The organism is Kineosporiaceae bacterium (assembly GCA_016713225.1).
In the GTDB taxonomy this organism is placed as follows: Bacteria; Actinomycetota; Actinomycetes; order Actinomycetales; family Kineosporiaceae; genus JADJPO01.
The window spans coordinates 316,258-337,902 of record JADJPO010000011.1 but is presented as its reverse complement, the minus strand read 5'-3'; the positions used below and the strand labels follow the sequence as shown (position 1 = coordinate 337,902).

Annotated in this window: 21 protein-coding genes; 10 read left to right on the top strand and 11 right to left on the bottom strand. The window is 72.2% G+C overall.

Annotated elements, in window-relative coordinates; translation table 11 throughout:
- Positions 1 to 8: 8 nt before the first annotated feature.
- The 3 genes from IPK24_24280 to IPK24_24270 are packed head-to-tail and all read right to left on the bottom strand — an operon-like array spanning position 9 to position 3,460.
- Entirely contained in the window at positions 9 to 971 is a 963-nt protein-coding gene (locus IPK24_24280; GenBank protein MBK8078574.1) for a quinone oxidoreductase, read from the bottom strand.
- 30 nt (positions 972 to 1,001) lie between these two features.
- Complete coding sequence (locus tag IPK24_24275) at positions 1,002 to 2,342, bottom strand: AarF/ABC1/UbiB kinase family protein (protein ID MBK8078573.1); 1,341 nt, start codon at positions 2,340 to 2,342, stop codon at positions 1,002 to 1,004.
- A complete protein-coding gene (locus IPK24_24270; protein MBK8078572.1) occupies positions 2,339 to 3,460 on the bottom strand; it encodes a ThiF family adenylyltransferase in 1,122 nt (373 codons plus the stop codon). The genes IPK24_24275 and IPK24_24270 overlap by 4 nt, the downstream gene beginning before the upstream one ends.
- A 250-nt stretch (positions 3,461 to 3,710) precedes the next feature.
- On the opposite strand from IPK24_24270, the gene IPK24_24265 reads away from it, so the two are divergent.
- From IPK24_24265 to IPK24_24245, 5 genes are read left to right on the top strand one after another with little or no spacing between them, the layout of a single operon-like run.
- The gene (locus IPK24_24265) at positions 3,711 to 4,064 is read left to right on the top strand and encodes a hypothetical protein (protein MBK8078571.1); all 354 of its coding nucleotides are present in this window, start codon (positions 3,711 to 3,713) and stop codon (positions 4,062 to 4,064) included.
- Between the two features lie 18 nt (positions 4,065 to 4,082).
- Positions 4,083 to 5,090: a hypothetical protein gene (locus IPK24_24260; GenBank protein MBK8078570.1), complete on the top strand. Its 1,008-nt coding sequence runs from the start codon at positions 4,083 to 4,085 to the stop codon at positions 5,088 to 5,090.
- Positions 5,087 to 6,166: a TIGR04500 family putative peptide maturation system protein gene (locus IPK24_24255; GenBank protein MBK8078569.1), complete on the top strand. Its 1,080-nt coding sequence runs from the start codon at positions 5,087 to 5,089 to the stop codon at positions 6,164 to 6,166. Before IPK24_24260 ends, IPK24_24255 begins: the two co-directional genes overlap by 4 nt.
- On the top strand, positions 6,151 to 7,254 hold the full coding sequence (locus tag IPK24_24250) for a hypothetical protein (GenBank protein ID MBK8078568.1): 1,104 nt from the start codon (positions 6,151 to 6,153) through the stop codon (positions 7,252 to 7,254). The genes IPK24_24255 and IPK24_24250 overlap by 16 nt, the downstream gene beginning before the upstream one ends.
- Positions 7,255 to 7,287: 33 nt before the next feature.
- Positions 7,288 to 8,349: an ATP-binding cassette domain-containing protein gene (locus IPK24_24245; GenBank protein MBK8078567.1), complete on the top strand. Its 1,062-nt coding sequence runs from the start codon at positions 7,288 to 7,290 to the stop codon at positions 8,347 to 8,349.
- A gap of 4 nt (positions 8,350 to 8,353) precedes the next feature.
- On the opposite strand, the gene IPK24_24240 is transcribed toward IPK24_24245, so the two are convergent.
- Positions 8,354 to 10,783, bottom strand: coding sequence for a hypothetical protein (locus tag IPK24_24240; protein ID MBK8078566.1), 2,430 nt, complete (start codon positions 10,781 to 10,783; stop codon positions 8,354 to 8,356).
- Positions 10,784 to 10,911: 128 nt separating this feature from the next.
- On the opposite strand from IPK24_24240, the gene IPK24_24235 reads away from it, so the two are divergent.
- Positions 10,912 to 12,315 carry a glycoside hydrolase family 1 protein gene (locus IPK24_24235; GenBank protein MBK8078565.1) on the top strand — a complete coding sequence of 468 codons (1,404 nt, stop codon included), beginning with the start codon at positions 10,912 to 10,914 and terminating at the stop codon, positions 12,313 to 12,315.
- Positions 12,312 to 13,025 carry a response regulator transcription factor gene (locus IPK24_24230; GenBank protein MBK8078564.1) on the top strand — a complete coding sequence of 238 codons (714 nt, stop codon included), beginning with the start codon at positions 12,312 to 12,314 and terminating at the stop codon, positions 13,023 to 13,025. Before IPK24_24235 ends, IPK24_24230 begins: the two co-directional genes overlap by 4 nt.
- A 17-nt stretch (positions 13,026 to 13,042) precedes the next feature.
- Here the strand turns inward: IPK24_24230 and IPK24_24225 are convergent, their stop codons facing one another.
- Both IPK24_24225 and IPK24_24220 read right to left on the bottom strand, forming a co-directional pair.
- Positions 13,043 to 13,855, bottom strand: a complete 813-nt coding sequence (locus IPK24_24225) for an SGNH/GDSL hydrolase family protein (GenBank protein ID MBK8078563.1) — start codon at positions 13,853 to 13,855, stop codon at positions 13,043 to 13,045.
- Positions 13,856 to 14,020: 165 nt separating this feature from the next.
- Positions 14,021 to 14,176: a hypothetical protein gene (locus IPK24_24220; protein ID MBK8078562.1), complete on the bottom strand. Its 156-nt coding sequence runs from the start codon at positions 14,174 to 14,176 to the stop codon at positions 14,021 to 14,023.
- A 640-nt stretch (positions 14,177 to 14,816) separates the two neighbouring features.
- Between IPK24_24220 and IPK24_24215 the strand changes: the two genes are divergently transcribed.
- Positions 14,817 to 15,392 (top strand): M48 family metallopeptidase, encoded by a 576-nt coding sequence (locus tag IPK24_24215; GenBank protein MBK8078561.1) that lies wholly within the window; start codon positions 14,817 to 14,819, stop codon positions 15,390 to 15,392.
- Here the strand turns inward: IPK24_24215 and IPK24_24210 are convergent.
- Together IPK24_24210 and IPK24_24205 are read right to left on the bottom strand one after the other, a co-directional pair.
- Complete coding sequence (locus IPK24_24210) at positions 15,338 to 15,985, bottom strand: NUDIX domain-containing protein (GenBank protein ID MBK8078560.1); 648 nt, start codon at positions 15,983 to 15,985, stop codon at positions 15,338 to 15,340. The genes IPK24_24215 and IPK24_24210 overlap by 55 nt on opposite strands.
- Positions 15,982 to 17,421 carry a zinc-dependent metalloprotease gene (locus IPK24_24205; protein MBK8078559.1) on the bottom strand — a complete coding sequence of 480 codons (1,440 nt, stop codon included), beginning with the start codon at positions 17,419 to 17,421 and terminating at the stop codon, positions 15,982 to 15,984. Before IPK24_24205 ends, IPK24_24210 begins: the two co-directional genes overlap by 4 nt.
- Before the next feature lie 130 nt (positions 17,422 to 17,551).
- Between IPK24_24205 and IPK24_24200 the strand changes: the two genes are divergently transcribed.
- Positions 17,552 to 18,673, top strand: a complete 1,122-nt coding sequence (locus tag IPK24_24200; protein MBK8078558.1) for a PDZ domain-containing protein — start codon at positions 17,552 to 17,554, stop codon at positions 18,671 to 18,673.
- Between the two features lie 36 nt (positions 18,674 to 18,709).
- Here IPK24_24200 and IPK24_24195 read toward each other — a convergent pair whose 3' ends face one another.
- Positions 18,710 to 19,309: a DinB family protein gene (locus tag IPK24_24195; GenBank protein ID MBK8078557.1), complete on the bottom strand. Its 600-nt coding sequence runs from the start codon at positions 19,307 to 19,309 to the stop codon at positions 18,710 to 18,712.
- 81 nt (positions 19,310 to 19,390) lie between these two features.
- Positions 19,391 to 19,987, bottom strand: coding sequence for a DinB family protein (locus IPK24_24190; GenBank protein MBK8078556.1), 597 nt, complete (start codon positions 19,985 to 19,987; stop codon positions 19,391 to 19,393).
- A gap of 63 nt (positions 19,988 to 20,050) precedes the next feature.
- Here IPK24_24190 and IPK24_24185 point away from each other — a divergent pair, with 63 nt between their 5' ends.
- The gene (locus IPK24_24185) at positions 20,051 to 21,067 is read left to right on the top strand and encodes a YafY family transcriptional regulator (GenBank protein ID MBK8078555.1); all 1,017 of its coding nucleotides are present in this window, start codon (positions 20,051 to 20,053) and stop codon (positions 21,065 to 21,067) included.
- Here IPK24_24185 and IPK24_24180 read toward each other — a convergent pair.
- Entirely contained in the window at positions 21,036 to 21,590 is a 555-nt protein-coding gene (locus tag IPK24_24180) for a hypothetical protein (GenBank protein ID MBK8078554.1), read from the bottom strand. The two genes, IPK24_24185 and IPK24_24180, sit on opposite strands and share 32 nt — an antisense overlap.
- Positions 21,591 to 21,645: the final 55 nt, after the last annotated feature.

Below are 21,645 nucleotides of genomic sequence, written 5' to 3'. Positions count from 1 at the left end.
GGTTCGGATCAGGGAGTCAGGATCACTTTTCCGGTGGTGCGCCGCTGCTCGAGAGCCTGGTGTGCCGCAGCGGCCTGGTCGAGTGGGAAGGTCCCCCCGATGCGGACGTCGAGCTGTCGATTCTCGACCATACTCAGCACGGCCTCCGCGCGCCTGCGCAGTTCGGCGGTCTCTGTCACGTAATGCACCAACATGGGCCGGGTCAGGAAGAGCGATCCCTTGGTGGCCAGCACCAACGGGGCCACCGGCTCGACCGGCCCGGAGGCGTTCCCGAAGCTCACCAACATGCCGCGGCGGCGCAGCACGTCCAGACTCGCCGCGAACGTGGCCCGTCCCACCCCGTCGTAGACGACATCGACCGCGTGGGGGCCGACGAGCTGCTCGACGGCGGGGGCGACGTCCTGGTTGCGGTAGAGGATCACGTCGTGGGCCCCGGCGGCGCGGGCCAAATCGGCCTTCTCGGCCGATCCGACGGTGCCCAGCACCCGGGCGCCGGCTGCTGCTGCGAGCTGAACCAGCAACAACCCCACCCCACCTGCGGCGGCGTGCACCAGCACGGTCTGGCCGGCCCGGACCGGGAACGTGTCGGTGGTCAGGTAGTGCGCGGTGACGCCCTGCAGCATGCTGGCGGCTGCCATCGGCGCGGGGACGCCGTCCGGCACGTGCACCGCCCGCCCCGCCGGCACCACGACCTGGGTGGCGTAGGACCCGGCCACATCGAGCCAGGCCACCCGGTCGCCCACGGCGAACTCGGTGACGCCCGGCCCGACCTCGAGCACCGTGCCGGCGCCTTCCATGCCCAGGGTCGCGGGCAACGGGATCGGGTAGAGGCCACTGCGCTGATAGGTGTCGATGAAGTTGACCCCGGCCGCCTCGGGAGCCACCAGCAGGTCGCCCTCGCCCGGCTCGGCCACCTCGACCGCCCCGAACTGCAGCACCTCGTCCGCGCCGCCGAACGCCTCGATCCGGATGCCCTGCGTCTGCCCCACGATCCGAACTCCTCAATCCTCGATCTGTACGTAGTCCAGCGCCGCGACGTCGAAGCCGGGCAGCCAGTCCGCCAGCACCTGCAGCACCGGCACCTCACCGCCGATCTGACACAGCACCGCGACTCCACCCAACCAAACCCGGTGCACCAGAAGGTATTCCGGCGGCAGGTTGAGCTTGAGCCCGATCGACCACTGCGGACGGCGCGGGTCGTTGATGTGCGTGAACAGGTCGCGCATCCAGGAGCGCGAGAACGTCCAGGTGGTGTGCCGGGCCGGCTCGAGGAACGGTGACAGGTAGGTCAGCAGCCCCTCCGGGTCGACCTGGATGGTGGGCTTGATGAACCCCTCGTCCCGCAATCCGGCCACCACACGCTCGGCGTCCTCGGACAAGGCCATGGTGAGCAGTTGGCCGATCTGCGGCGGCATGCCCTCGGGCAGCCGCTTGACCGCACCGAAGTCCAGGATGCCGAACCGTCCGTCCTCGGTCAGCCGGTAGTTGCCCGGGTGGGGGTCGGCGTGCAACAACCCGGCCCGGGCCGGGCCGGCCAGCAGGAACTCCATGTAACGGCGGGCGCCCAGGTCGCGCGAGGACTTGTCGCCATCGGTGATCAGGCGCGAGAGCGGCACGCCGTCCAGCCACTCACTGACGATCAGGTGCTCGCTGGAGCGCACCACGTCGGGGATCGCGAACACCTCGTCGTCGGCGAAGGCGGTGGCGAAGGTGTGCTGGGACTGCGCCTCGAGGGAGTAGTCGAGCTCCTCGGACATCCGATCACGCAACTCGGCCAGGATCGGCTTGATGTCCAACCCGGGGATCCAACCGGCCGCCATCCGGCCCACCCGGCTGACCTGGGCCAGGTCGGACAGCAGGGCCTCACGGGCGCCGGGGTACTGCACCTTGACCGCGACCTCGCGGCCGTCCTTCCAGATCGCCTTGTGCACCTGGCCGATGGACGCCGCGGCGGCGGGGGAGTCGTCGAACTCGCGGAAGTAGCGCCGCCACCGTGGGCCGAGTTCCTTGGCCAGGACCCCGTGCACCGTCCGCGCGGGCATCGGCGGGGCGGCGTCCTGCAGTTTGGTCAGGGTGGCCCGGTAGGGGCCGGCGACCTCCTCGGGCATGGCGGCCTCGAAGACGCTCAGGGCCTGGCCGAACTTCATCGCCCCGCCCTTGAGCTCGCCCAGCACCTTGAACAACTGTTCGGCGGTGCGGGCCTGCAGCTCGGCGGCGACCAGCTCGGCGGGACGTCCGCCGACCCGTTTGCCCAACCCGATGGCGGTGCGTCCGGCCAGGCCCAGCGGCAACGTGGCCAGCTTGGCGGTTCGGGTCACCGCACGCCTCGGGAGATCGCTCACCGGCCCATTGTCGCCGTTCCGCCCGCCGAGGGCAGCGCATGGCAGCCACAGGCGTGGTGCAGGGGCCATTCCCGGCGGGAGATCAAGCCGTCCGGCAGCTCGACCTCGAGCGTGGCCGATGCCGAGGCGGGTACCCGGGCAGCCTCGGCGAGGCTGCTGTCGAGGTGCAGCGTGTCGAGGTCTGCGAGCACCTGCAGGCAGGCCAGCGAGGCCGCCAGCTGGGCGCAGGCGGTCTCTTCGGCGAGGGTGGCCCGACCCCGCGACGTGCCTCGCGCGGTCCGGGCCGAGAGCAGCTGCGCCAGGACACGCGGCCACGCCGGGTCACGATCGCTGCGATGCAGGTCCAGGCAGCGCAGGCAGGCCGAGCTCCCGGGCATCACCAGCGGGCCGACGATGACGGTGCCCTCGCGGATCACGATCGACAGGTGATGGACGTCGCGCGCCACCAGGTGCTGAGCCGCCACGGCGTCCGCGGCGTCCGGCTCGACGAGCACCACGAGATCGGGGACGACGTCGCGCGCCGCGGCACGATCCTCGCCGACCACTCGGCGGATGGCGCGCCGGGCGGCCCGCTCACGGGCGCTGCCGAGGTCGGCCGGCCCGGCGCCGGCCGGTGTCACATCGGCCGCGCTCACCGGCGCCGGATCGACCAGGTCCAGGTGGCCCACCCCGGCAGCGGCCAGCGTGGTCGCCAGAGCGGTGCCGATCCGGCCGGCGCCCACGATGCGTACCGTGCGCCGTCCCCGGGCGGCCAATCGGTGCCAGCCGTCGTCGTGGTTCGGGCCGCCGCCGGCCTGCGGCAGCAGCGACCAGGCCGCGGCGTCCGGGGCGAGGCGGTCGAGGTGGCGACCCACCTCGCCCAACCAGACCCGATCGGTGCGCTGGGTGAGCGCCACGCCGGCCTCGGTGAGCAGGGCCGCCAGCTCGGCCTCGCGCTCGGCCACCGGCCCTCGGGCGCGGGGATCGAGCGATCGGCCCTCGGCCAGCGCCTCCAGCAGCGTCGCGTCGGCAGCGGTGAGCCCGTCGAGCACCGTGCCCCACCGGGGGTCCAGCCCGATCTGCACCGTGCCCGGGCCACGCCACACCTGGCGCAACCCGGGTTTGATCTGCCACGCCATGAGGCCAGCCTGGCAGCCCGACGGGGCGTCGAAGCCGTTGTCCACAGCCCGGATCCGCCGGGGGTGGTGGTCCCACGCACTCCCACGCGCGACGGGACAGCGGTCCCGGGGACGCCCGGGCCGGTCGGTGACCGGATCGGGGCCGTCGCCCCTCACCCGGGGTCCAGGCGCCCTCCTACGTTCGGTGCCGTCGTCGGAGGCACACTCACCGCTCCGACTCGGGGACACACGACGCGCTGGGAGGACCACCGTGGGACAGCCACGCATCCGCATCACCGACCTGACCGATGCGCTGCCGGAACTCGCCGACGATCAGCTCGACCTGATCGTCGGGGGCATGGTCGACGACAACACCAGTCCGCCGGTGAGCCTGTTCGACTGGGACGTCACCTCGGTCGGGTTCGGCCTGGACGGCGGTGGCTCACCGGACGGCGGCACGCTCATGGGGGGCTCGCTGCCGATGTGCGAGGTGAACCCGCGCACCGAGCCCTTCCGCGTGTACCAGGGCGACTACTGGAACACACCGATCCCGACCTGCAGCCTCTCGTTGGCCGCCACGACCACGCCCGACAGTGGCGTCGGCCGCGACTTCTTCGCCAACTGAGGCAGCCGAGCCACTCACGTGATCCTCGTCATCACCGAGTCGAGCGACACCACCGTCGAGTACGTGCTGCCGGCCCTGCGCCGGGCCGGGCATCGGATCCTGGTCTGGGACAGCGGCCGGTTGCCCCGCGACGACCGGCTCACCGTCTCGATCGTCGACGGTGAGCCGGCCTGGCGGCTGCGCACGCCGGACGGCGTCCACGATCTCAGTGCGGTGAGCACCGTGTGGGCGCGGCGCCCCTCGGCGCGGTCGTTGCGTCCGGCGACGTCTGCCGGCGGGCACGGCGAATTCGGTCTCCGGGCCAGCCGGGCGCTGCTGGACGGACTGTGGAACACCCTGCCCGCCAGGTGGTTTCCGGGTCCACCGGCGTCGGCCGGCCCGGCCGATGACAAGGTGCTGCAACTGCTGCGGGCGGTCGAGGTGGGGTTCACCGTGCCGGACACCTGGTTCGGCAACGACCCGCAGGTGGTGGTGCCGGCCTGGCACCACGCGGACGGCGCGCTGATCACCAAGGGCTTCGACCCGCGCGATGCCCAGCGCGGTGGTGAGCTGCACGTCGCCTACGCCAGCCGGGTGCGTCGTCGGGATCTGGCCCGCCGGCACCGACTGGCGGACGCGCCCGCGATCCTGCAACCGGCGGTCCCCAAGGCCGTCGAGGTGCGCGCCATCGTGGTGGGCGATCAGGTGCTGAGCACCGAGGTCGCCTCCCAGGCCAGCCGGCTGACCGCGGACGACTGGCGGCACTACACCGGCGTGCGCGACGTCCACCGGCCGCACCAACTGGCCCCCGGAGGTGGCGCAGCGCTGCCTCGACCTGGTCACCGGCTACGGGCTGGTCTCGGGGTCGATCGACCTGATCCTCACCCCGGCCGGGGAGTACGTCTTCCTCGAGCTCAACGTGCACGGCGAGTGGGGCTGGCAACACGCGGCCGGCCTGCCGATCGCCTCGGCGGTCGCGCGCTGGCTGGCAGCGAGCGAGGCCGATCCACTGCCACGAACCGCCACCACGAAGGGAGACCGCGGTGACCGTCGAGACGACGCCATGGCCCGTGCCGGCACCGGCTGACCCGGGCCTGGACGACGCTCGCTTCGGTGACGTGCTCGCCTCGGCCATCGATCTGCTGCGCACGCTGCCACGCGGTCGTCACGATGCGGACGCGGCCCGAGAGCTCGTGCGAGAGTGGGCCGGACGGGGCGGCGACCCCTCGGCGACGCTCGTCATCGACGCCCCGCCAGGCCAGTCCGAGGTCGGCGACGACCTGCTGGTCGAGGACCCCGAGGGCGGCACCGTCGCGCTGAGCCTGCAGACCGACGACGGGGTGCCGTGGTCGGTGGACCACGCCACGCACTGGGCGGCCGGGTACGTGCTCACCATCGACGACGATCACCACCTGAGCGTGCCGGACGTCCTGCTGGCGGTGCGGACCGCCGGACGTCACCAGCCCGCCCTGCTCACCCAGTTGATCGACCACCGGCTGGTGCAGATCGAGCTGGCGCGCACCGAGCAGGAGCCGTTGTCCGTGGCCGAGGTGCAGGCGGCGGCGGACGGGTACCGGCGGCGGCTGGGTCTGCTCAGCGCCGAGGCGACCCGGGCCTGGCTGGACCAGGTCGGCCTGACGCCGAGCAGCTTCGAGGCCCACCTCGCCCGCCTCGCCTTCGCCGCCCGGTTCCGACGCCGCTTGGCCGAACGCCTCGGCCCGGCTCACCTCGCGGCGCACCCCGAGGACTTCCCGCTGGTGCACGCGGCGTGGGTCTGGTGCGCTCGCGCCGAGACCGCCCAGCAGCTCGCGGCGGGTGAGCCCGACCAGCTGCTGGCCACGGCCTCGGACCTGGCCGGCTCGGGTGTTCAGCTCGAGCGAGCCGAGCTGAACGGGTCGGTCGAGAGCCTGCCGGTCGCGTTGCGTGAAGCCCTGCCCGACCTGCGCACCGGGGTCGTCGCCGGTCCGTTGCCGGTGAACGGCCGCTACCTCGTGGGGGCGATCCTGGACCGCCGGCCGATGCCGCCGGGGCCCGAGCTGGACGCCGCAGCCGGCCGGGCCGCCGTCCAGGAGTGGTTGCGGCAACGGCGAGCGACGGCCGACATCCAGTGGCACTGGCTGTGATCGGACGCCGATCCCGGCTGCGGTTCGTCCGGCAGATGACCCTGAGCGATTGCGGTCCGGCGTGCCTGGCGATGATCCTTCGCGGGCTGGATCGCCCGGTGCCGTTGCGGGTGCTGCGCCAACGACTCGACCCGGGCAACAACGGGATCACCGCCCGGGCGCTGCGCGACGGTGGCCTGCCCTACGGCATCACCGGTCGCGCGGTCCAGGCCGACCGGCATCGACCGGACGGGGTACCCACCCCGTTCGTGGCACCGTGGTCGGACAACCACTTCGTCGTCGTCGAGCACGTCGGACGGCGCCGCGTCCGGGTGCTGGACCCGGCGATCGGACGGCGCCGACTGCGCCGTGCCGAGCTGGCCGAGGACTGGTCCGGGGTGGCCCTGGGCTTCGAGGTCGCCGGCCCCCCGCCGCAGCCGCTGCCGTCGCGGGACACCCCGCCGTGGTTGTTGCTGGCGCGGCTGCTGGGCGGGCAACGGATGCTGGTGGGAATGGTGGGGCTGCTCTCTGCGGTGATCACCGTGACCGGCCTGGCCGGGCCGCTGGTCACGGCTCGAGTGGTCGACGTGCTCGCCGGGCACCGCACCGGGTCACCTACGCCGTGGGGCTGGTTCCTGCTGCTGCTGCCGCTGGTGCTGGGGCTGACCCTGGCCCGCGGCCTGCTGCTGGTTCTGGTGCAGAACCGGCTCGGCCTGCGGCTCACCCGCACCGCCGTGGCCCGGCTGCTCGCGGCGCCGTACTCGTTCACCCAGCGACGCGGCACCGGTGAACTGATCAGTCGGGTCGGGTCGATGGACGCCGTCCGGGATGCGTTGTCGGTCTGGGTGCTGACGGCGGCCATCGACAGCCTGATGGCGCTGGGCTACCTCGCCCTGGTGCTGGCCATCGATGCGCAACTGGCGGCGCTGGCCGTGGGCCTGGCGATCCTGATGCTCGCCCCGTCGTCCTACATCGGGGTGCGCAGCCGGCGGCTGCAGCACTCCGAGCTGCTGTTGCGGGGCCAGGCCTCGACCGCGTTGGTCGAGACGTTCTCGGCGATCGACGTGATCAAGGTTGCCGGTGCCGAGGACTCGGCCCTGGAGCGCTAGAACGAGCGATACCGCGACGCCCTGAAGGTCACCGTGCAGCGGGGGCGGCTGGGGGCGATCGCGGGCGCGGCGGCCTCCGTCACCCAGATTGCCGCCCCGGTGTTGTTGCTGAGCCTGGCCGGTCAGCGAGCGCTGAGCGGGCACCTCGGCCCGGGGCAGGCGATGGGGCTGTCGGCGCTCGCGGGTGCGGCCATGGCCTCCATCGTGGGCATGGCCGGTCACGTGTCCGCCGCCTTTCAGCTCGGCGGCACGATGGACTACGTCGCGGACGCCATCGAGGCCGAACCGGAGCAGCCCGAACCGCGCCCGGCTGCGCCCGTCCTGACCGGGGCCGTTGCCCTGCACCAGGTGCGGTATCGCTATCACTCAGGCGCTCCGTGGGCGCTCGACGGTATCGACCTCGACGTCCCGGCCGGGGCGAAGGTGGCCGTGGTCGGGCGATCCGGCTCGGGCAAGAGCACCCTGGTGCGTCTGATGGTGTCGCTGTACTCACCCACCGAGGGCCGGCTCAGCTACGACGGTCTCGACCTCGACCGGCTCGATCTGCGTTCCGTACGAGCCCAACTCGGCGTCGTCCCGCAGGAGCCACGACTGTTCTCGGGCACGGTACGCGACAACCTGTGCCTGGCCCGGCCCGAGGCGAGTCAGGACGAGGTGATCCGGGCCTGCCGGCTGGCAGCCCTGCACGAGGACGTCGTCGCGATGCAACTCGGCTACGAAACCCGGCTCGGCCCAGGCGGTTCCGGGCTGTCCGGCGGGCAGCGACAACGCCTCGCGCTGGCCCGGGCGCTGCTGTCCCGGCCGGTGATCCTGTTGCTGGACGAGGCCACCAGCCACCTCGACGCCCAGACCGAGGCGGCCGTCGAGGGCGCTCTGCGCGAGCTGCGGATGACTCGGATCGTGGTGGCCCACCGGCTGTCCACGGTGCGCGACGCCGATCTCGTGGTGGTCATGGCGGACGGTCGCATCGTCGAGCGCGGCACCCACGAGTCATTGCTGGTCGAGGGCGGGCACTACGCCCGGCTGGTCGGCTCGGCCCACGAGAACGCGCCCTCGGCCGTCGGGCTCGACCGATCGTGGGTGAGCATCGGCTGAGGGGTCAGGCGTCGGCGCGTACCGGCAGCCGGGCGAAGACCAGGGTGCCGCCCCGAGCGCCTCCGGTGATGGTGGCGCTGCCGCCGAGTTCGCCGGCCCGTTCGCGAATCGCCGACAGCCCCACGCCGGCGCGGTAGCCGGGTTCGAGGCCGCGGCCGTCGTCCTCGATCTGCAGCAGCAGGGCCGAGGCATCCCGCCACAGCCGCACCTCACAGCGACGGGCACCGGAGTGTCGGGCGGCGTTGGCCAGTGCCTCCTGCGCGATCCGGTAAGCGGCCACCTCGACCGCCGCCGGCAGCGACCCGATGTCACCCGCCTGCACCCCGACCGTCAGCCACGCCTCGGTATCACCGGTCTCGGCACCACCGGTCTCGCCGTCGGCATCGGTGTCGGTGTCGGTGTCGTGCACGGTGAAGGAATCGGCGCCCTCGCGCAGTGCGCCCACGAGGCCGAGCCGGTCCAGCACCGAGGGCCGTAGCCCATCGACGAGCCGTCGCAGTCCGGCCACGGCCTCGCGATGGGCCACCCCGAGGCCGGTGAGGATCTCGCGTGCTCGCTGCGGGTCGGTCTCGACCAGGGACGCCGCGAGATCGACCTGCAGTCCGGCTGCGGCGAGTGAGGGCCCGAGCCCATCGTGCAGGTCGCGGCGCAGGCGCCGCCGCTCCTCTTCACGGGCGGTCACCACACGTTCGAGGGACTGGCGTAACCGCTTCTCCAACATCAGGTTCTGTGAGATCACCCCGACCTGGCGGGCCAAGCCGTCGAGCAGCCGCTGATCGGCGACGCCGAAGGGTTCCCGGTGTAGCCCGGCGTCGATCTCCAACTCGCCCACCTGCTCGCCGGCGTGCACGATCGGCACCTTCACCGAGGCCCCGGTGCGCACCCCGTGGGCGACCTGGGCGCCGAGCGGGTCGCCGAGTGGTGCCGCGTCGTCCCGCGCGGGTGAGCCGGCCGGGCCACGTAACCGGATCGCGGCGTAGGACAGCCGCAGGGTGTCGGCGAGGGTCTCGACCAGGGTGGTGAGCACCGAGTCGGCCGAGGCGGTCGCCTCCAATCGACGGCTGAGCCGGTTCATCACCTCGTAGGGATCGTCGCGGTCGCCGAACAGACTGCGGCTGACCAGGCGCCGGGCCTGGGTGCGCAACGGGCCGAACAACCCGGCGACCGCCAGCGAGGCGATGAACGGTGCCGCCGTCGAGGGCAGCGCCTCGAATCGGCCGAGGGCGGTGACCACCAACAGGTAGAGCCCGGCCAGGCTCGCCGTCAGGGCGCCGAACACCAGTGAGCGCCGCATGATGATCTCGATGTCGAACAACCGGTAACGCAACACCGCGATCCCGAGTGCCACGGGGAAGGGGGCGAACAGGACGCCCTGCCAGTCCCACGGGATCACCGGGCTGCCCCACAGACTTGCCGGGACCTGGCCGAGGGCGAGGTACCCCACGGTCGCGATCGTCGTCACGAAGGCCCACCGCATCCGGCGGCGCGCCAGGTCGTCCCGGGCCGCGCGGTAACCGGCCACCATCGCCGCGGCGACCAGGAACGGCTGGATGTGCGCGGCAGGCTGTGAGGTCTCGATCAGGGAACGCAATCCGGCCAAGCGGTCCGCCATCGGGGGCGTCACCGCGAGCCGGGCCAGGTGGTAGCCGAACGGCAGCAGGTAGGCGACAGGGACCAGCCCACGATGTCGGGTCACCACGGGCAGCGGGTCGGGAAAGACCAGCGCGAAGTGCAGCAGGGCGCCCCAGGCCAGGCAGTTGGCGAGGTCGCCGACGATCGAGGGCCACAGCCCGCCCGAGACCACCTCGATCACCTGCGGGCTCAACGGGAAGGAGGTCACCGTCAGCGGCAACACCGTGGCCAGCGCGTACAGGGCACGGGCGGCGGGCTGGCGCGGTCGGCGGATGACGACGAACGTCGCCACCGCGTACATCGTGACGGCCACCGGGAACAGGGGCAGGTGGCGTGCCAGGCCCCGCCCGACGGGATAGCGCTCGAGGTGTACCGGCACGTCGAGCCGTGCGGCCACACCGGACGCCGCCGCGTCGTCCCGGGTCTCGTCCGGGTCGGCGCGCAGCACGGTGTACGTGAGGGTCTGGCCCGCCTGCGGCTGCACCCGATGCGGATGGACCGCCAACTCGGCCACGGCGACACCGTCGACGGCTGCGACGCGATCGCCGGCCCGCAGCGAGCTCGGGGTTCGGTACATCTCGTCGATCATGATCGTCCCGCCGGTCCAGGCCAGGGTCGACTGACCGGTGACGGTGCCGTCCGAGGGCAGGGACCACCGGGCCAGCAGCAACCATCCGAGGGTCACCAGTGGCGGCAGCAGGATGAGGACGACGACCAGGACGAGGCGTCCCAACCCCGTTCCGGCACCGCGCGGCGTTGCGGTGCCGGGGGGCACCGCCACCGTCGTCGTGTCGCCCGTCACCGGTCACCCCCGTTCGTCGGCTGCAGTTGGGGCACCGGTCCCATGACGCCGGGTCGCCCGGGAGCCGAGAGTGAACCATCCAGCTGAGGCGATCCCCTCGGCGCCGCACCGGCGGGGAGGTGCACCGCGTGGAGAGTACGGCAGGGGATCGGTCGGGGGAATCCCGGCGCCGCCAGGAGTGGTGGGCGGCACAGGCCTCCGAGGTCGATCCGCGGTCCCTGCACCTGCCGGCGGGCTTCCGCTGGGGTGTGGCGACGTCGGCCCACCAGGTCGAGGGCGGCACCACCGCCAACACGTGGTCGGCCTGGGAACTGACCCGCCGCCCCGACGGGTCGCCGGCGATCGCTCGCGGTCAACGATGCGGCCCGGCCGCCAACCACTGGGAGCTGCTCGCCACCGACCTGGGCCTGATGCGCTGGCTCGGTGTGGACCTCTACCGGTTCTCGGTGGAGTGGAGCCGGGTCGAGCCCCTTCCGGGTCATATCGATCACGCGGCGCTCGATCGTTACCGCGCCTGGTGTCAGGCCCTGATCGGGGCCGGGATCACCCCCATGGTCACGCTGCACCATTTCACCGAGCCGCAATGGGCGAGCGAGCACGGCGGGTTCGCCTACGCCGGCACGGTGGACGCCTGGTTGCGCTTCGTGCACCTCTGCCTGGACCGGTTCGGTGATCTCGTCGGTGACTGGGTGACGATCAACGAACCCGTCGCCTACGTCGTCCAGGGGTGGGTGCGCGGGGTGTGGCCGCCGGGCCTGCAGGAGCCGGCGACCGCCGTGTCGGTGCTCGAGAACCTGCTGCTGGCCCACGCCCGGGCCTATCACGCGATCCACGAACGCGACGGGCAGCGGCGTCACCGGGTCGGGCTGGCGCACCACCTCATGCCGCTGCAGGCGGGGCGAGGGTGGAACCCGGCCGACGTCCTGCTGGCCCGGTTCGCCGACGCCGGGTACAACCGGGCCGTGCCCGAGGCGCTGCGCACCGGAGTGTTGAGACTTCGTCTGCCGGGGATCCGGTACGCCGCCCGTCTGCACCGGTTGCGGGGTACGCAGGACTTCTTCGGGGTCAATCACTCTCACCGGGCACTGGTGGTCGCCCGTCTTGGTGCCGATCCGTCCCTCGACCTGCGACCACGCCCGAGCAAGCGTCACGACCTGGGCTCGGTGCTGCGGTGGGCCCGGCGGTACGGGTTACCGATCGTGGTCACCGAACACACGACTGAACACACCACTGAACACACCACTGAACACACCACGATCGACGGTCACACCGCCGATGACCAGCGGCGACGTGTGCTGGGTTCCGGCCTCGCGGAGCTCGCGGCAGCGGTGCGCGACGGCGCCGACGTCCGGGCGTACGTGCACTGGTCGTTGATCGACACCTTCGAGTGGACGCACGGGTACGACGTCGGCACCGGGCTGTTCCGCGTCGACCGCGGTGACTTCCACCGCACCGCCACCGGCTCGGCGGGGTACTACCGCGAGGTGATCGCGGCACATCGGGCAGGGGAGGCGCCGGTGGATCGGGCATGATCGCCGTCGTGGGGCACACAGAGCCGGCAGGGCCGGCGGAGCCAACAGGGTCGGTGACCGAGGTGGTGCGGGTGCTCGTCGCCGACGACCACCCGATGTTCCGCGCCGGGATCGGCATGCTGCTCGACACCGATCCGCGCACGTCGTCCGTCGGTGAGGCGGCCACCGGCACCGAGGCGGTCGCCCTGGCGCTGCGCCTTCGCCCGGATGTCATCGTGATGGACCTGCACATGCCCGACCAGGACGGCGTCTCGGCCACGCGCCAGATCCTCGACCAGCTGCCCGAGGTGGGCATCCTGATCCTGACCATGTCGGATGAGGACGAGGCCGTCGTCGCGGCGCTGCGCGCCGGGGCGCGGGGTTACCTGCTCAAGGAGGCCGGCCCGGCCGAGATCCTGGCTGCCGTGCTGTCGGTGGGGGAGGGCGCCTCGGTCTTCGGCCCGAGCATCGCTCGCCGGATCACCGCTCTGCTCACGGGTGCTGCGTCGGCCTCGGCGGCCGTGTCGGCGTTCCCCGAGCTCACCGAGCGAGAGCGGGAGGTGCTCGAGCTCATCGCCCGGGGGATGAGCAATCCGGCGATCGCCCGGCACCTGGTGCTCAGCCCCAAGACGGTGCGCAACCACATCTCGAACATCTTCGCCAAGCTGCAGGTGCAGGCCCGCGCCGAGGCCATCGTGCGGGCGCGAGAGGCGGGCCTGGGCCGCGCCTGACGCCGGTGTGGAGTCCCTCAGCGAGCTGTCCGCCGTTCGAGGGTGGTCAGCACCGGGCGCTTGGGGCCGATGAGGTCGCCGGAGGAGGCTCCGCGAAGTCGGCGGGTGGCCCAGGGCAGCAGGTGCTCGCGCGCCCAGCGGACGTCCTGGTCGAGCCGATCACGACGCGGTGGCGGGGTCAGGGGCGGTAGCGGGGTGGCCCATTCGCCGGCCACCGGGCGGCCCTGCAGGGCCGCGTGAGCCGCCTCGGCGACCCGGCGGTGGCCCTCGGGGGTCATGTGGATGCGGTCCGGCGCCCACATCCGCCAGTCCTGCAGGAAGGTCAACCCCCACTGGTGCACGACGAAGGCACCGTGCCGCCGCGCGATGGAATGGATGTGCGCGCTGTAGACAGCCGCTCGGCCGCGGGTGCGCTGCACCACCGGGGCGCCGCGGGGATCGGTGGGGGTGGCCATCAGGACGTCGGCACCGCTGGCCCGGATCGCGGCGACGGCCTGTTCCAGTCGCTGGGCCAGCCCCTCGATGTCGGCCGTCGGCCGCAGGATGTCGTTGCCGCCGCCGACGATGGAGACCAGGTCGGGCTGTTGGGCCAGCGCGGCGTCCAGTTGGTGGGTGACCACGTCGTCGAGCAGCCGGCCGCGGACGGCCAGGTTGGCATACGCGAAGTCGGCCGTCGGGTCGGCGCCGGCCAGCTCGGCGGCGAGCAGGTCGGCCAGGCGATCGGCCCAGCCGCGGTAGCGATCCGTGCCGGACTGGTCGGGGTCGGGGTCACTCATCCCCTCGGTGAACGAGTCCCCGATCGCCACATACCGCCGCCACAACCTGCTCATGCTCCGCAGGTGTACACGATCGAGGGCGATTTCCGCCTCTCAGGGGTCCCCAGCGGAGCATCACCCGTTCGCTGCGGAGCATGAGCGGGTTGGGGTGGGTTGTCGGGGGTGGACATGCTGACGGCGGGCGTCCCCTCGGGGACGCCCGCCGTGGCGTGGGATGGATCAGGCCTTGCCGAGGATGCGGTTCAGGTTGGTGCCGCACACGGGGCACTTGCCCTTGGCCATGCGACGGCCGTTGGTCTCGACGATGTTGCCCTCGGCCTGGCGCTTCTCCTTGCACTTCACGCAGTAGAACTCGCCGCTGTAGGTGTCGGCCATGCTGGCTCCTTGTTCGATGGTGCGTTGTCCGTGGACGGTCCGACGGACGTGGTGCCGTCGCCGGGCTGGCCGGTGCTATGGGAGCACCCGGGCACCCGGCCCCGAGGACCTTGGCTCACCCTAGCCGACCACGCAGAGTGCTCCTGACAGCGTGGCTCGGGCTGGCGCGTCATCCACAGAGCTGTCGATCTCTGTCCACAGTCGACAGATCGTGGCGGTGATCCGAGCACGGCGTGGGGACCGAGCCCCGTCGATGGGACGGCTCGGCTCCTTCCGGACCTTCCGGACGGGGCAGCTTTCGGCCGGACACTGTTGACTCAGCGTCACCATGGCGACAAGGGAAGCCCCGGGCGGGGGCGGTGCGCCTTCCCCAGCACACCGTCCCCGAACCCGGGGCCGAGCTGAAGCTTCGTCGTGCCGGACAGCTCGGTCAACACGATTCGTCGCATCCGTCCGGGGGCCTGTGGACCAGGGTGTGGACAGCTTGGGGAGATCCCGGGGCAACCCTGTCGATCACCGTGGGACAGCATGTGGACAACAACACCCGCAACGGTTGCTACCCGCCCCTGACCAGCAGGTTCTTCGTCCAGAGGCTGTGGGCGAGAAATAGTCCCCGGGCGTGGCGGGTAGCCTCCGGTTCATGTCCCGCGACGACCGGCCCACCGCCGGGGCCGGCGTCCCGTCGGAGGAGTCCGCGGTGGTCGAGGTGCGGCGCAGCGCGCGGCGTCGTCGCACCGTCTCGGCCTATCGTGACGGCGACCGGGTGGTGGTGTTGATGCCCGCCCGGCTGACCCGGGCCGAGGAGCGGGTGTGGGTCGACCGCATGCTGGTGCGCCTGGAACAGCAGGAACGGCGCCGCCGTCCGGGCGATGCCGCGCTCGCGGACCGGGCAGCGGAGCTGTCCGAGCGGTACCTGCAGGGCCGGGCGCAGCCGTCGTCCGTGGCCTGGGTGGGCAACCAGAACCGGCGCTGGGGGTCGTGCAGTCCCGGTGAGGGCACGATCCGGCTGAGCTCACGGCTGCAGGGCATGCCGTCCTGGGTGGTCGACTACGTGCTGCTGCACGAACTCGCCCATCTCATCGAACGGGACCACTCGGCGCGGTTCTGGGCGCTGCTCGAGGCCTACCCCCGCACGGAGCGGGCGCGCGGGTATCTCGAGGGCTACTCCGCCGCTACCGGTGGCCGCGATCCGGACGACGCCGCGCCCCCGACCTGAACCGGAGCCTGCCGCTCACCCGCCGCCTGCCACCGGAGCGCCGCCGCCACGGCCCGGGCGACGTGGTGGGCCACCCCATCGGCCAGGTCGGTGGGCAGGGCATCGACCGGGAACCACGCGACGTCCAACGATTCGTCACTGACCGCCGGGTCGACCCGATCGGCGATCAGAGCGAACTCGACGTCCAGGTGCCAGTCGACCACGTCCGGACGGCACGGCGCACCGTGGCGAGAGAGCACCACCGGCTCGGGCAGCACCAGACCCCGTAACCCGGTCTCCTCCAAGGCCTCCCGGGCCGCGGCGCCCGCCAGGGTGAGGTCACCTGACTCGAGGTGACCGCCGGGTTGCACCCACCGCCGCATCTTGTTGTGCAGCACCAGACAGGTGTGGCTCGCCTCGGTCGAGACCACGATCGCCGACGCCGTGACGTGGGCGGGTGCCGCCTCACGGGTCAGCAGGGCAGGGCCGTCCTCGTCGAGCAGCGCCCGCCAGGCCCAGGCCTCGAACCGGTCGGCCGCGGTCGTGCGTGGGGCATGGGCGAGCGCGTGTCGCAGGTCGGCGACCAGGTCCTCACCCGGCGTCCACCCGCTCATGCGCGCTCGCCGTCACCGGGGGTGTCGCCCTCGTCGCGGGCCGCGGCGTCGAGCAACTCGGCCAGCGCGGCGTCCATCGCATCGCCGCCGGACCCATCGGCCGCCGGTGTCCCGGCGCGGGCGAAGCCGGCCGGATCGGCGAACGCCTCGGCGCTGGGCACCAGGTCGGGGTGGCTCCACAGCGTGTCGCGCTCGCTGACACCGCGCTCGGCGGTCAGCGCCGCCCAGACCGCCGCGGCTTCGCGCAACCGGCGCGGGCGCAGCTCGAGCCCGACCAGCGAGGCGAAGGTGTGCTCGGCCGGGCCACCGGCCGCCCGCCGCCGCCGCAGCGTCTCGCGCAAGGCCTCGGCATGCGGCAGCGATCCGGCGGCTGCGGCGTGCACCACCTCGTCGACCCACCCCTCGACCAGCGCCAGGGCCACCTCCAACCGGTCCAGGGCGGCCTGTTGCTCAGGGGTGCGGCTGGGTTCGAACAGTCCACTGGACAGGGCGTTCTGCAGCGCCTCGGCATCCGTCGGGTCGATCTCGCGGACAGCTTGCTCGATCCGCTCGGTGTCGATCTGGATGCCGCGGGCATAGTCGGTGACCAGCGCCAGGATGTGCGGCCGTAACCACGGCACCGCCGAGACCAGGCGGGCGAAGGCGGCCTCGCGCAGGGCCAGGTAGAGGCGGACCTCGTCGATGGGCAGCTCGAGCCCGTCCCCGTAGTCGGTCACGTTGGTCGGGATGAGGGCCACCCGGCCGGGGGCCAGCAGCGGCAGGCCGGTGTCCCCGCCACCGACCACCTCGCGGGACAGCGCCCCGATGGCCTGGCCGAGTTGCATCCCGAAGAAGCTGCCGGCCATCGAGCGCATCATCGGCAGTGCCTGGCCGATCATCGGGCGCATCTGCTCGGGTGTCTGCGAGGTCAGGGCATTGGTCAGCGCGGTGGCCACGCTGTCGGCGATCGGCTCGACGACACCCTTCCAGGTGGGCAGGGTCTGCTCGACCCACTCGGCGCGGCTCCAGGCATGGGTGCGAGCCGTCGCGGGCGGCAGGTCGGTCACCCGATCGAGCCACAGGTCGGCGGTGCGCATCGCCTCGGCGACGGCTCGCTCCTGCGACTCGGTCAGGCTCGGGTCGCCGTCCTGGGCGGCGACGTGCCGCGCGATCTGGGTGGCGGCCTCCCAGTTCACCGGCCCGCCGTCGGTGGTCGCCATCAGCTTCTGGACCTGAGAGAACATCGCCTGCATGGACGCCGCGTCGGTCGGCATGCCCGGGATGTTCGCGAGCATGTCACGCAGTTCGGCAGGTAGTTCGGCGGGCATCTCGCCGCCGGCGCCGCCCAGGCCACCGAGCAGGGCTCGCAGCATGTCGGCCAACGGGTCCTCGCCCGGACCATCGGCGTCGTGGTGCTCGTCGTCCGGATCGGGGCGATCCGGCAGGTTGCCACTCATGGCTGCTCCTAGCTGAGTCCTGGCTGGGTTCGTGCTGGGTTTGGTACCGCGGGCGCGGGTGGGGTGCTGCCACTGTGCCCAACGCTAGTCTCCGGCGCGGTGTGCCGGGATGGCACGTAACCTTGGGCGAATGAGCGAAGAGGTGGCCGTGGACGCCGATGTCACCGGTGCGCCGCCACCTGCCGCTCACCCCGTCGGCGGACTGCAACCGGCGACCGCTCGGCTGATGGTCAGCCTGCTGGCCCTGGTGGTGCTGTTGGGTGCCGCGAGCTTTCTGCCGGTGCCGTTCGCGGTGATGTCGCCGGGGCCGGCCACGAACACCCTGGGCGAGGTCAACGGCAAGCCGCTGATCGCCATCACCGGCCATCAGACCTACCCGACCACCGGCTCGTTGGACCTGACCACCGTGCGGATCTACGGCGGTGAGGGCATCAACGTGACGCTGTGGCAGATGGTGAGCGGTTGGCTGGATCCGACGGTCGCCGTCTGGCCCCGCGACGTGCTGTTCCCGCCGGGGCAGACCGCGGAGCAGACCAAGCAGGAGAACGAGCTCGAGATGGCCAGCTCCCAAGAGACGGCGACTGCCGCCGCGCTGACCGAGTTGGGCTACGCGGTGGGTCAGCACATGCAGGTGATCGACTTCGCGGAGGGGTCGCCGGCCAAGGGGCCGGTGGCGGTGGGCGACCAGGTGATCTCGGTCGGTGGAGTCGCGGTGGACGACGGCGATCAATTGCGTGCCGAGCTGCAGAAACTGAAGCCCGGCGCGGTGGCGCAGCTCGTGCTCCAACGGGGGACCAAGCAGGTTGCCGCCGCGGTGCCGACCACGAAGTCCTCGACCGGGGCCACGGTGCTCGGCGTGATCGTCAAGCCGGTCTTCGCCTTCCCGTTCCAGGTCAAGATTCAGATCGAGGACGTCGGCGGCCCCAGCGCGGGAACGATGTTCGCCCTCGGCATCATCGACAAACTCACCCCGGGGTCGCTGACCACCGGTCGCGCCGTGGCCGGTACCGGCATCATCTCGGCCGACGGCAGCGTGGCGCCGATCGGGGGCATCCGGCAGAAGATGGTCGGTGCGCGCGAGGCCGGCGCCACGGTGTTCCTGGCCCCCGAGGGCAACTGCGCGTCCGTGGTGGGTCGCGTCCCCGACGGGCTGTCGGTGGTGAAGATCTCGACCCTGCACCAGGCCCGCGCCGCGCTCGATGAGATCGCGGCTCACGGCCCGGACAGCCCGGCACTGCCCCGCTGCGGCTGACCGGCCCCACGCTCAGCCGGTCAGCCGGTCAGCCGGTCAGCCGGTCACTGCCGACTCGGCCGGACGCCACGGGGTCACGAAGGCGTTGGCCGGCCGGCCCTCGACCGCGGCCGACAGCGAGGCGGCGTTCGCGCCGTCGAGCTGCTCACGAATGATGTCGGCGTGCCCGGCATGGCGGGCGAGTTCCTCGACATGGTGCAGCAGCGCATAGCGGTCGGTGGTCTCGACCGGTTCGGTGCGGCCGTACCAGGGGGCCGGGGGTTCCATGACCCGGGCATCCGGGTCGCTGCTGCGCACCGAGGCGAGGTAGTCGGCACACGCCTCGTCGAACTGGGCCAGCACCCCGTCCAGGGTCTCGGTCTCGGTGAGCGCGAAGCTGGCGGTGAACTCGGCGAAGCGTTGGGCGAACTCGGGTTCGACGGCGGTGCCGGCGGCGATCTGCTGTCGGCGGACGCGGCCGGTGCAGACCATGGTGGCGTGCTTGATCAGTCCACCGATCGACAGGGCGCTGCGGCACGGGGTGAGCCGGGCCTGCTCCTCGGTGAGGCCGAACGCGGCGGTACGCAGCGCGGTCATCTGGTCCTGCAGGTAGCCGGCGAGCTCTTCGGTCTCGGTGCGGACGGCGGGGGGCAGCATGGTTCTCCTCGAGCAGTGGTGGGCTGGGTCGGATCGAGCTGGGTCGGATCGAGCTGGTCGGATCGAGCTGGTCGGACGAGATCAGTGCTGGGCGCGATACAGATCCCGGAGCAGGGCGATCTCCGCGCCGTGGTGGATCACCTCACGATGGATGTGCAACACCAGCGTCGCCATCGGGGCCTGCGCGTACGGACCCTCGTTCGGACCGCACGGTGCCGCCAGCGCAGCGTCGTCCAGGGTGCGCACTCCCGCTATCCACCGGGCGTAGTGCTCGTCGAGTTGGGCCAGGGCGCCCCCGGCCGTCGCGGCGTAGTCGAAGGTGTAGTAGTCCAGCGGGGGGCCGGCGAAGTGGCTCGCGTTACGCATGCCGAGCACTCCGACGATCACGTGACCCAACCGCCAGGCCATGGTGGTGACCGGCGGCGGCTCCGGCGCCGGGTACGCGAAATCGATGGTGTGTGTACCGGATCCGCCCTGAATCGGAGCTGTGGATGCCCCGCGCGGGTGAATGTTCCAGCAGCCGGGAACGGGTTCCCAGAAGTACTCCTCGTCGCTCAGGCCGTCGAGCCGGGGGCGCAACTGGTTCTGCCAGTGAACGTCGAGCTGGGCGATGAGTTCGTCGGTCCAGTGGAGGTCGGCCGGGGCTGTGCTGTCGATGGACTGCAGGGGTTCGCTCATGGGAGTCACCCTGACAGGTCATGCGGACAGGTTCTGTCCGCAATCTCGAGCGACACTGGCGGCATGACGACCTCGACCGATCGTGCCGATCCGACCGCCCGGGCGCTGCGCCTGCTCGGCCTGCTGCAGGCACGCCGGTCGTGGTCGGGCGCCGAACTCGCCGAGAGGCTGGGGGTCACCACACGCACCGTGCGCCGTGATGTCGAGCGGTTGCGTGACCTGGGATACCCGGTGAGCGGCGGACCCGGGGTGGCGGGTGGCTACCGGCTCGCCACCGGGGGAGCCCTGCCGCCGCTGATGTTGGACGACGAACAGGCGGTCGCGGTGGCGGTCAGCCTGGGGCTCGGCGCGGGGGAGGGGGTCCACGGCGTGGCCGAGGCGGCGCTGCGCACGCTGACCACCTTCGACCAGGTGCTGCCACCCCGGTTGCGTGAGCGCGTCGAAGCGATCCGGTCGGCGACCGTCTCCCTGACGCCGCCCGGCAGCCGGCACGACGAGTTGATCGATCCCGATCTGCTGCTCGACCTGGCCCGGTCCGTGCGCGACGGCGTCCGGGTGCGGTTGGACTACGTCGATCGGGACGGCGCTGCCAGCGAACGCGACACCGAGCCGTACCGATTGGTCACCACCGGCCGGCGCTGGTACCTGTTCGCCTGGGACCGCGACCGCGAGGACTGGCGCACCTTCCGGCTCGACCGGATCCGCCGGGCTCGGGCCGGCACGCTGCGGTTCGCCCGGCGCGAGGAGCCGGACGCCGCAGCTCATCTGGAGCGTTCGCTGACCCAGTGGCCCTACCGACACGTCGGCCGGGTGCGGTTGGCCGCCTCGGCGAGCCGGGCGCGCACGGTGCTGCCGCCGATGGTGGCCACGGTCACGGCGATCGACGAGCACTGCTGTCTGGTCGAGGCGGGTGCCGACCGGCTGGAGGCGTTGGCCTGGTACCTGGCGCAGGCTGCCCTGCGGTTGGACGTCGAGCTCGTGGTGCTCGAACCGCCGGAGTTGGCCGAGACGTTGCTGCAGCTGGGCGAGCGGCTGCGCCGCTTCGGCCTCAGCCGTCCAGCGTCGTCCGGAGCGCGCTGATCAGGTCCGGGATCAGATCGGGGCCGACCGCCACCGCGGTGTCGGCGTCGTGGCTGCGTGAGCGGACGGCGCACCCACTCGTGCCGTCCCGCAGGACTGCGGCGGCCAGGCGGACGTCGATCCGGTCGGGGTGATCTGCGGCCGCAGCGGCGGCACCATCGTCGTCCGGCAGCGCGTCGAGATCGGCCTCGGCCCGCGGTGGCAGCACGACGCGCTCGATCACCACCGCAGTGCCATCGACGGTGTGCGGCCAGGTGATCCGGCCCAGCAGGTCCTCCAACCCGGAGACCTGCGGTAGGTCGTCCTGCTCCACCGCGGTCAGGTGATCGGCGTCGGCGCGCGCCGCGGCGACGACGGCCGGCGGCAGCCGCTCGGCCAGCCCCTCGTCGCGGTCGAGCGCGCCGGCGGTGCGCACCAGGGCGAACAGTCGCATCGGACCGTCCCAGCCGGCGGCGGCCACGTGCTGCTCGAGTTCGCGCACCAGGGTGAGCACGGCCAGCTCTCGCGAGGGGTTCGCCGTCATGACCCGATCCTGTCACGAGCGCTCAGGGCACTCGAAGCCGTGCACGAAAGTTGCC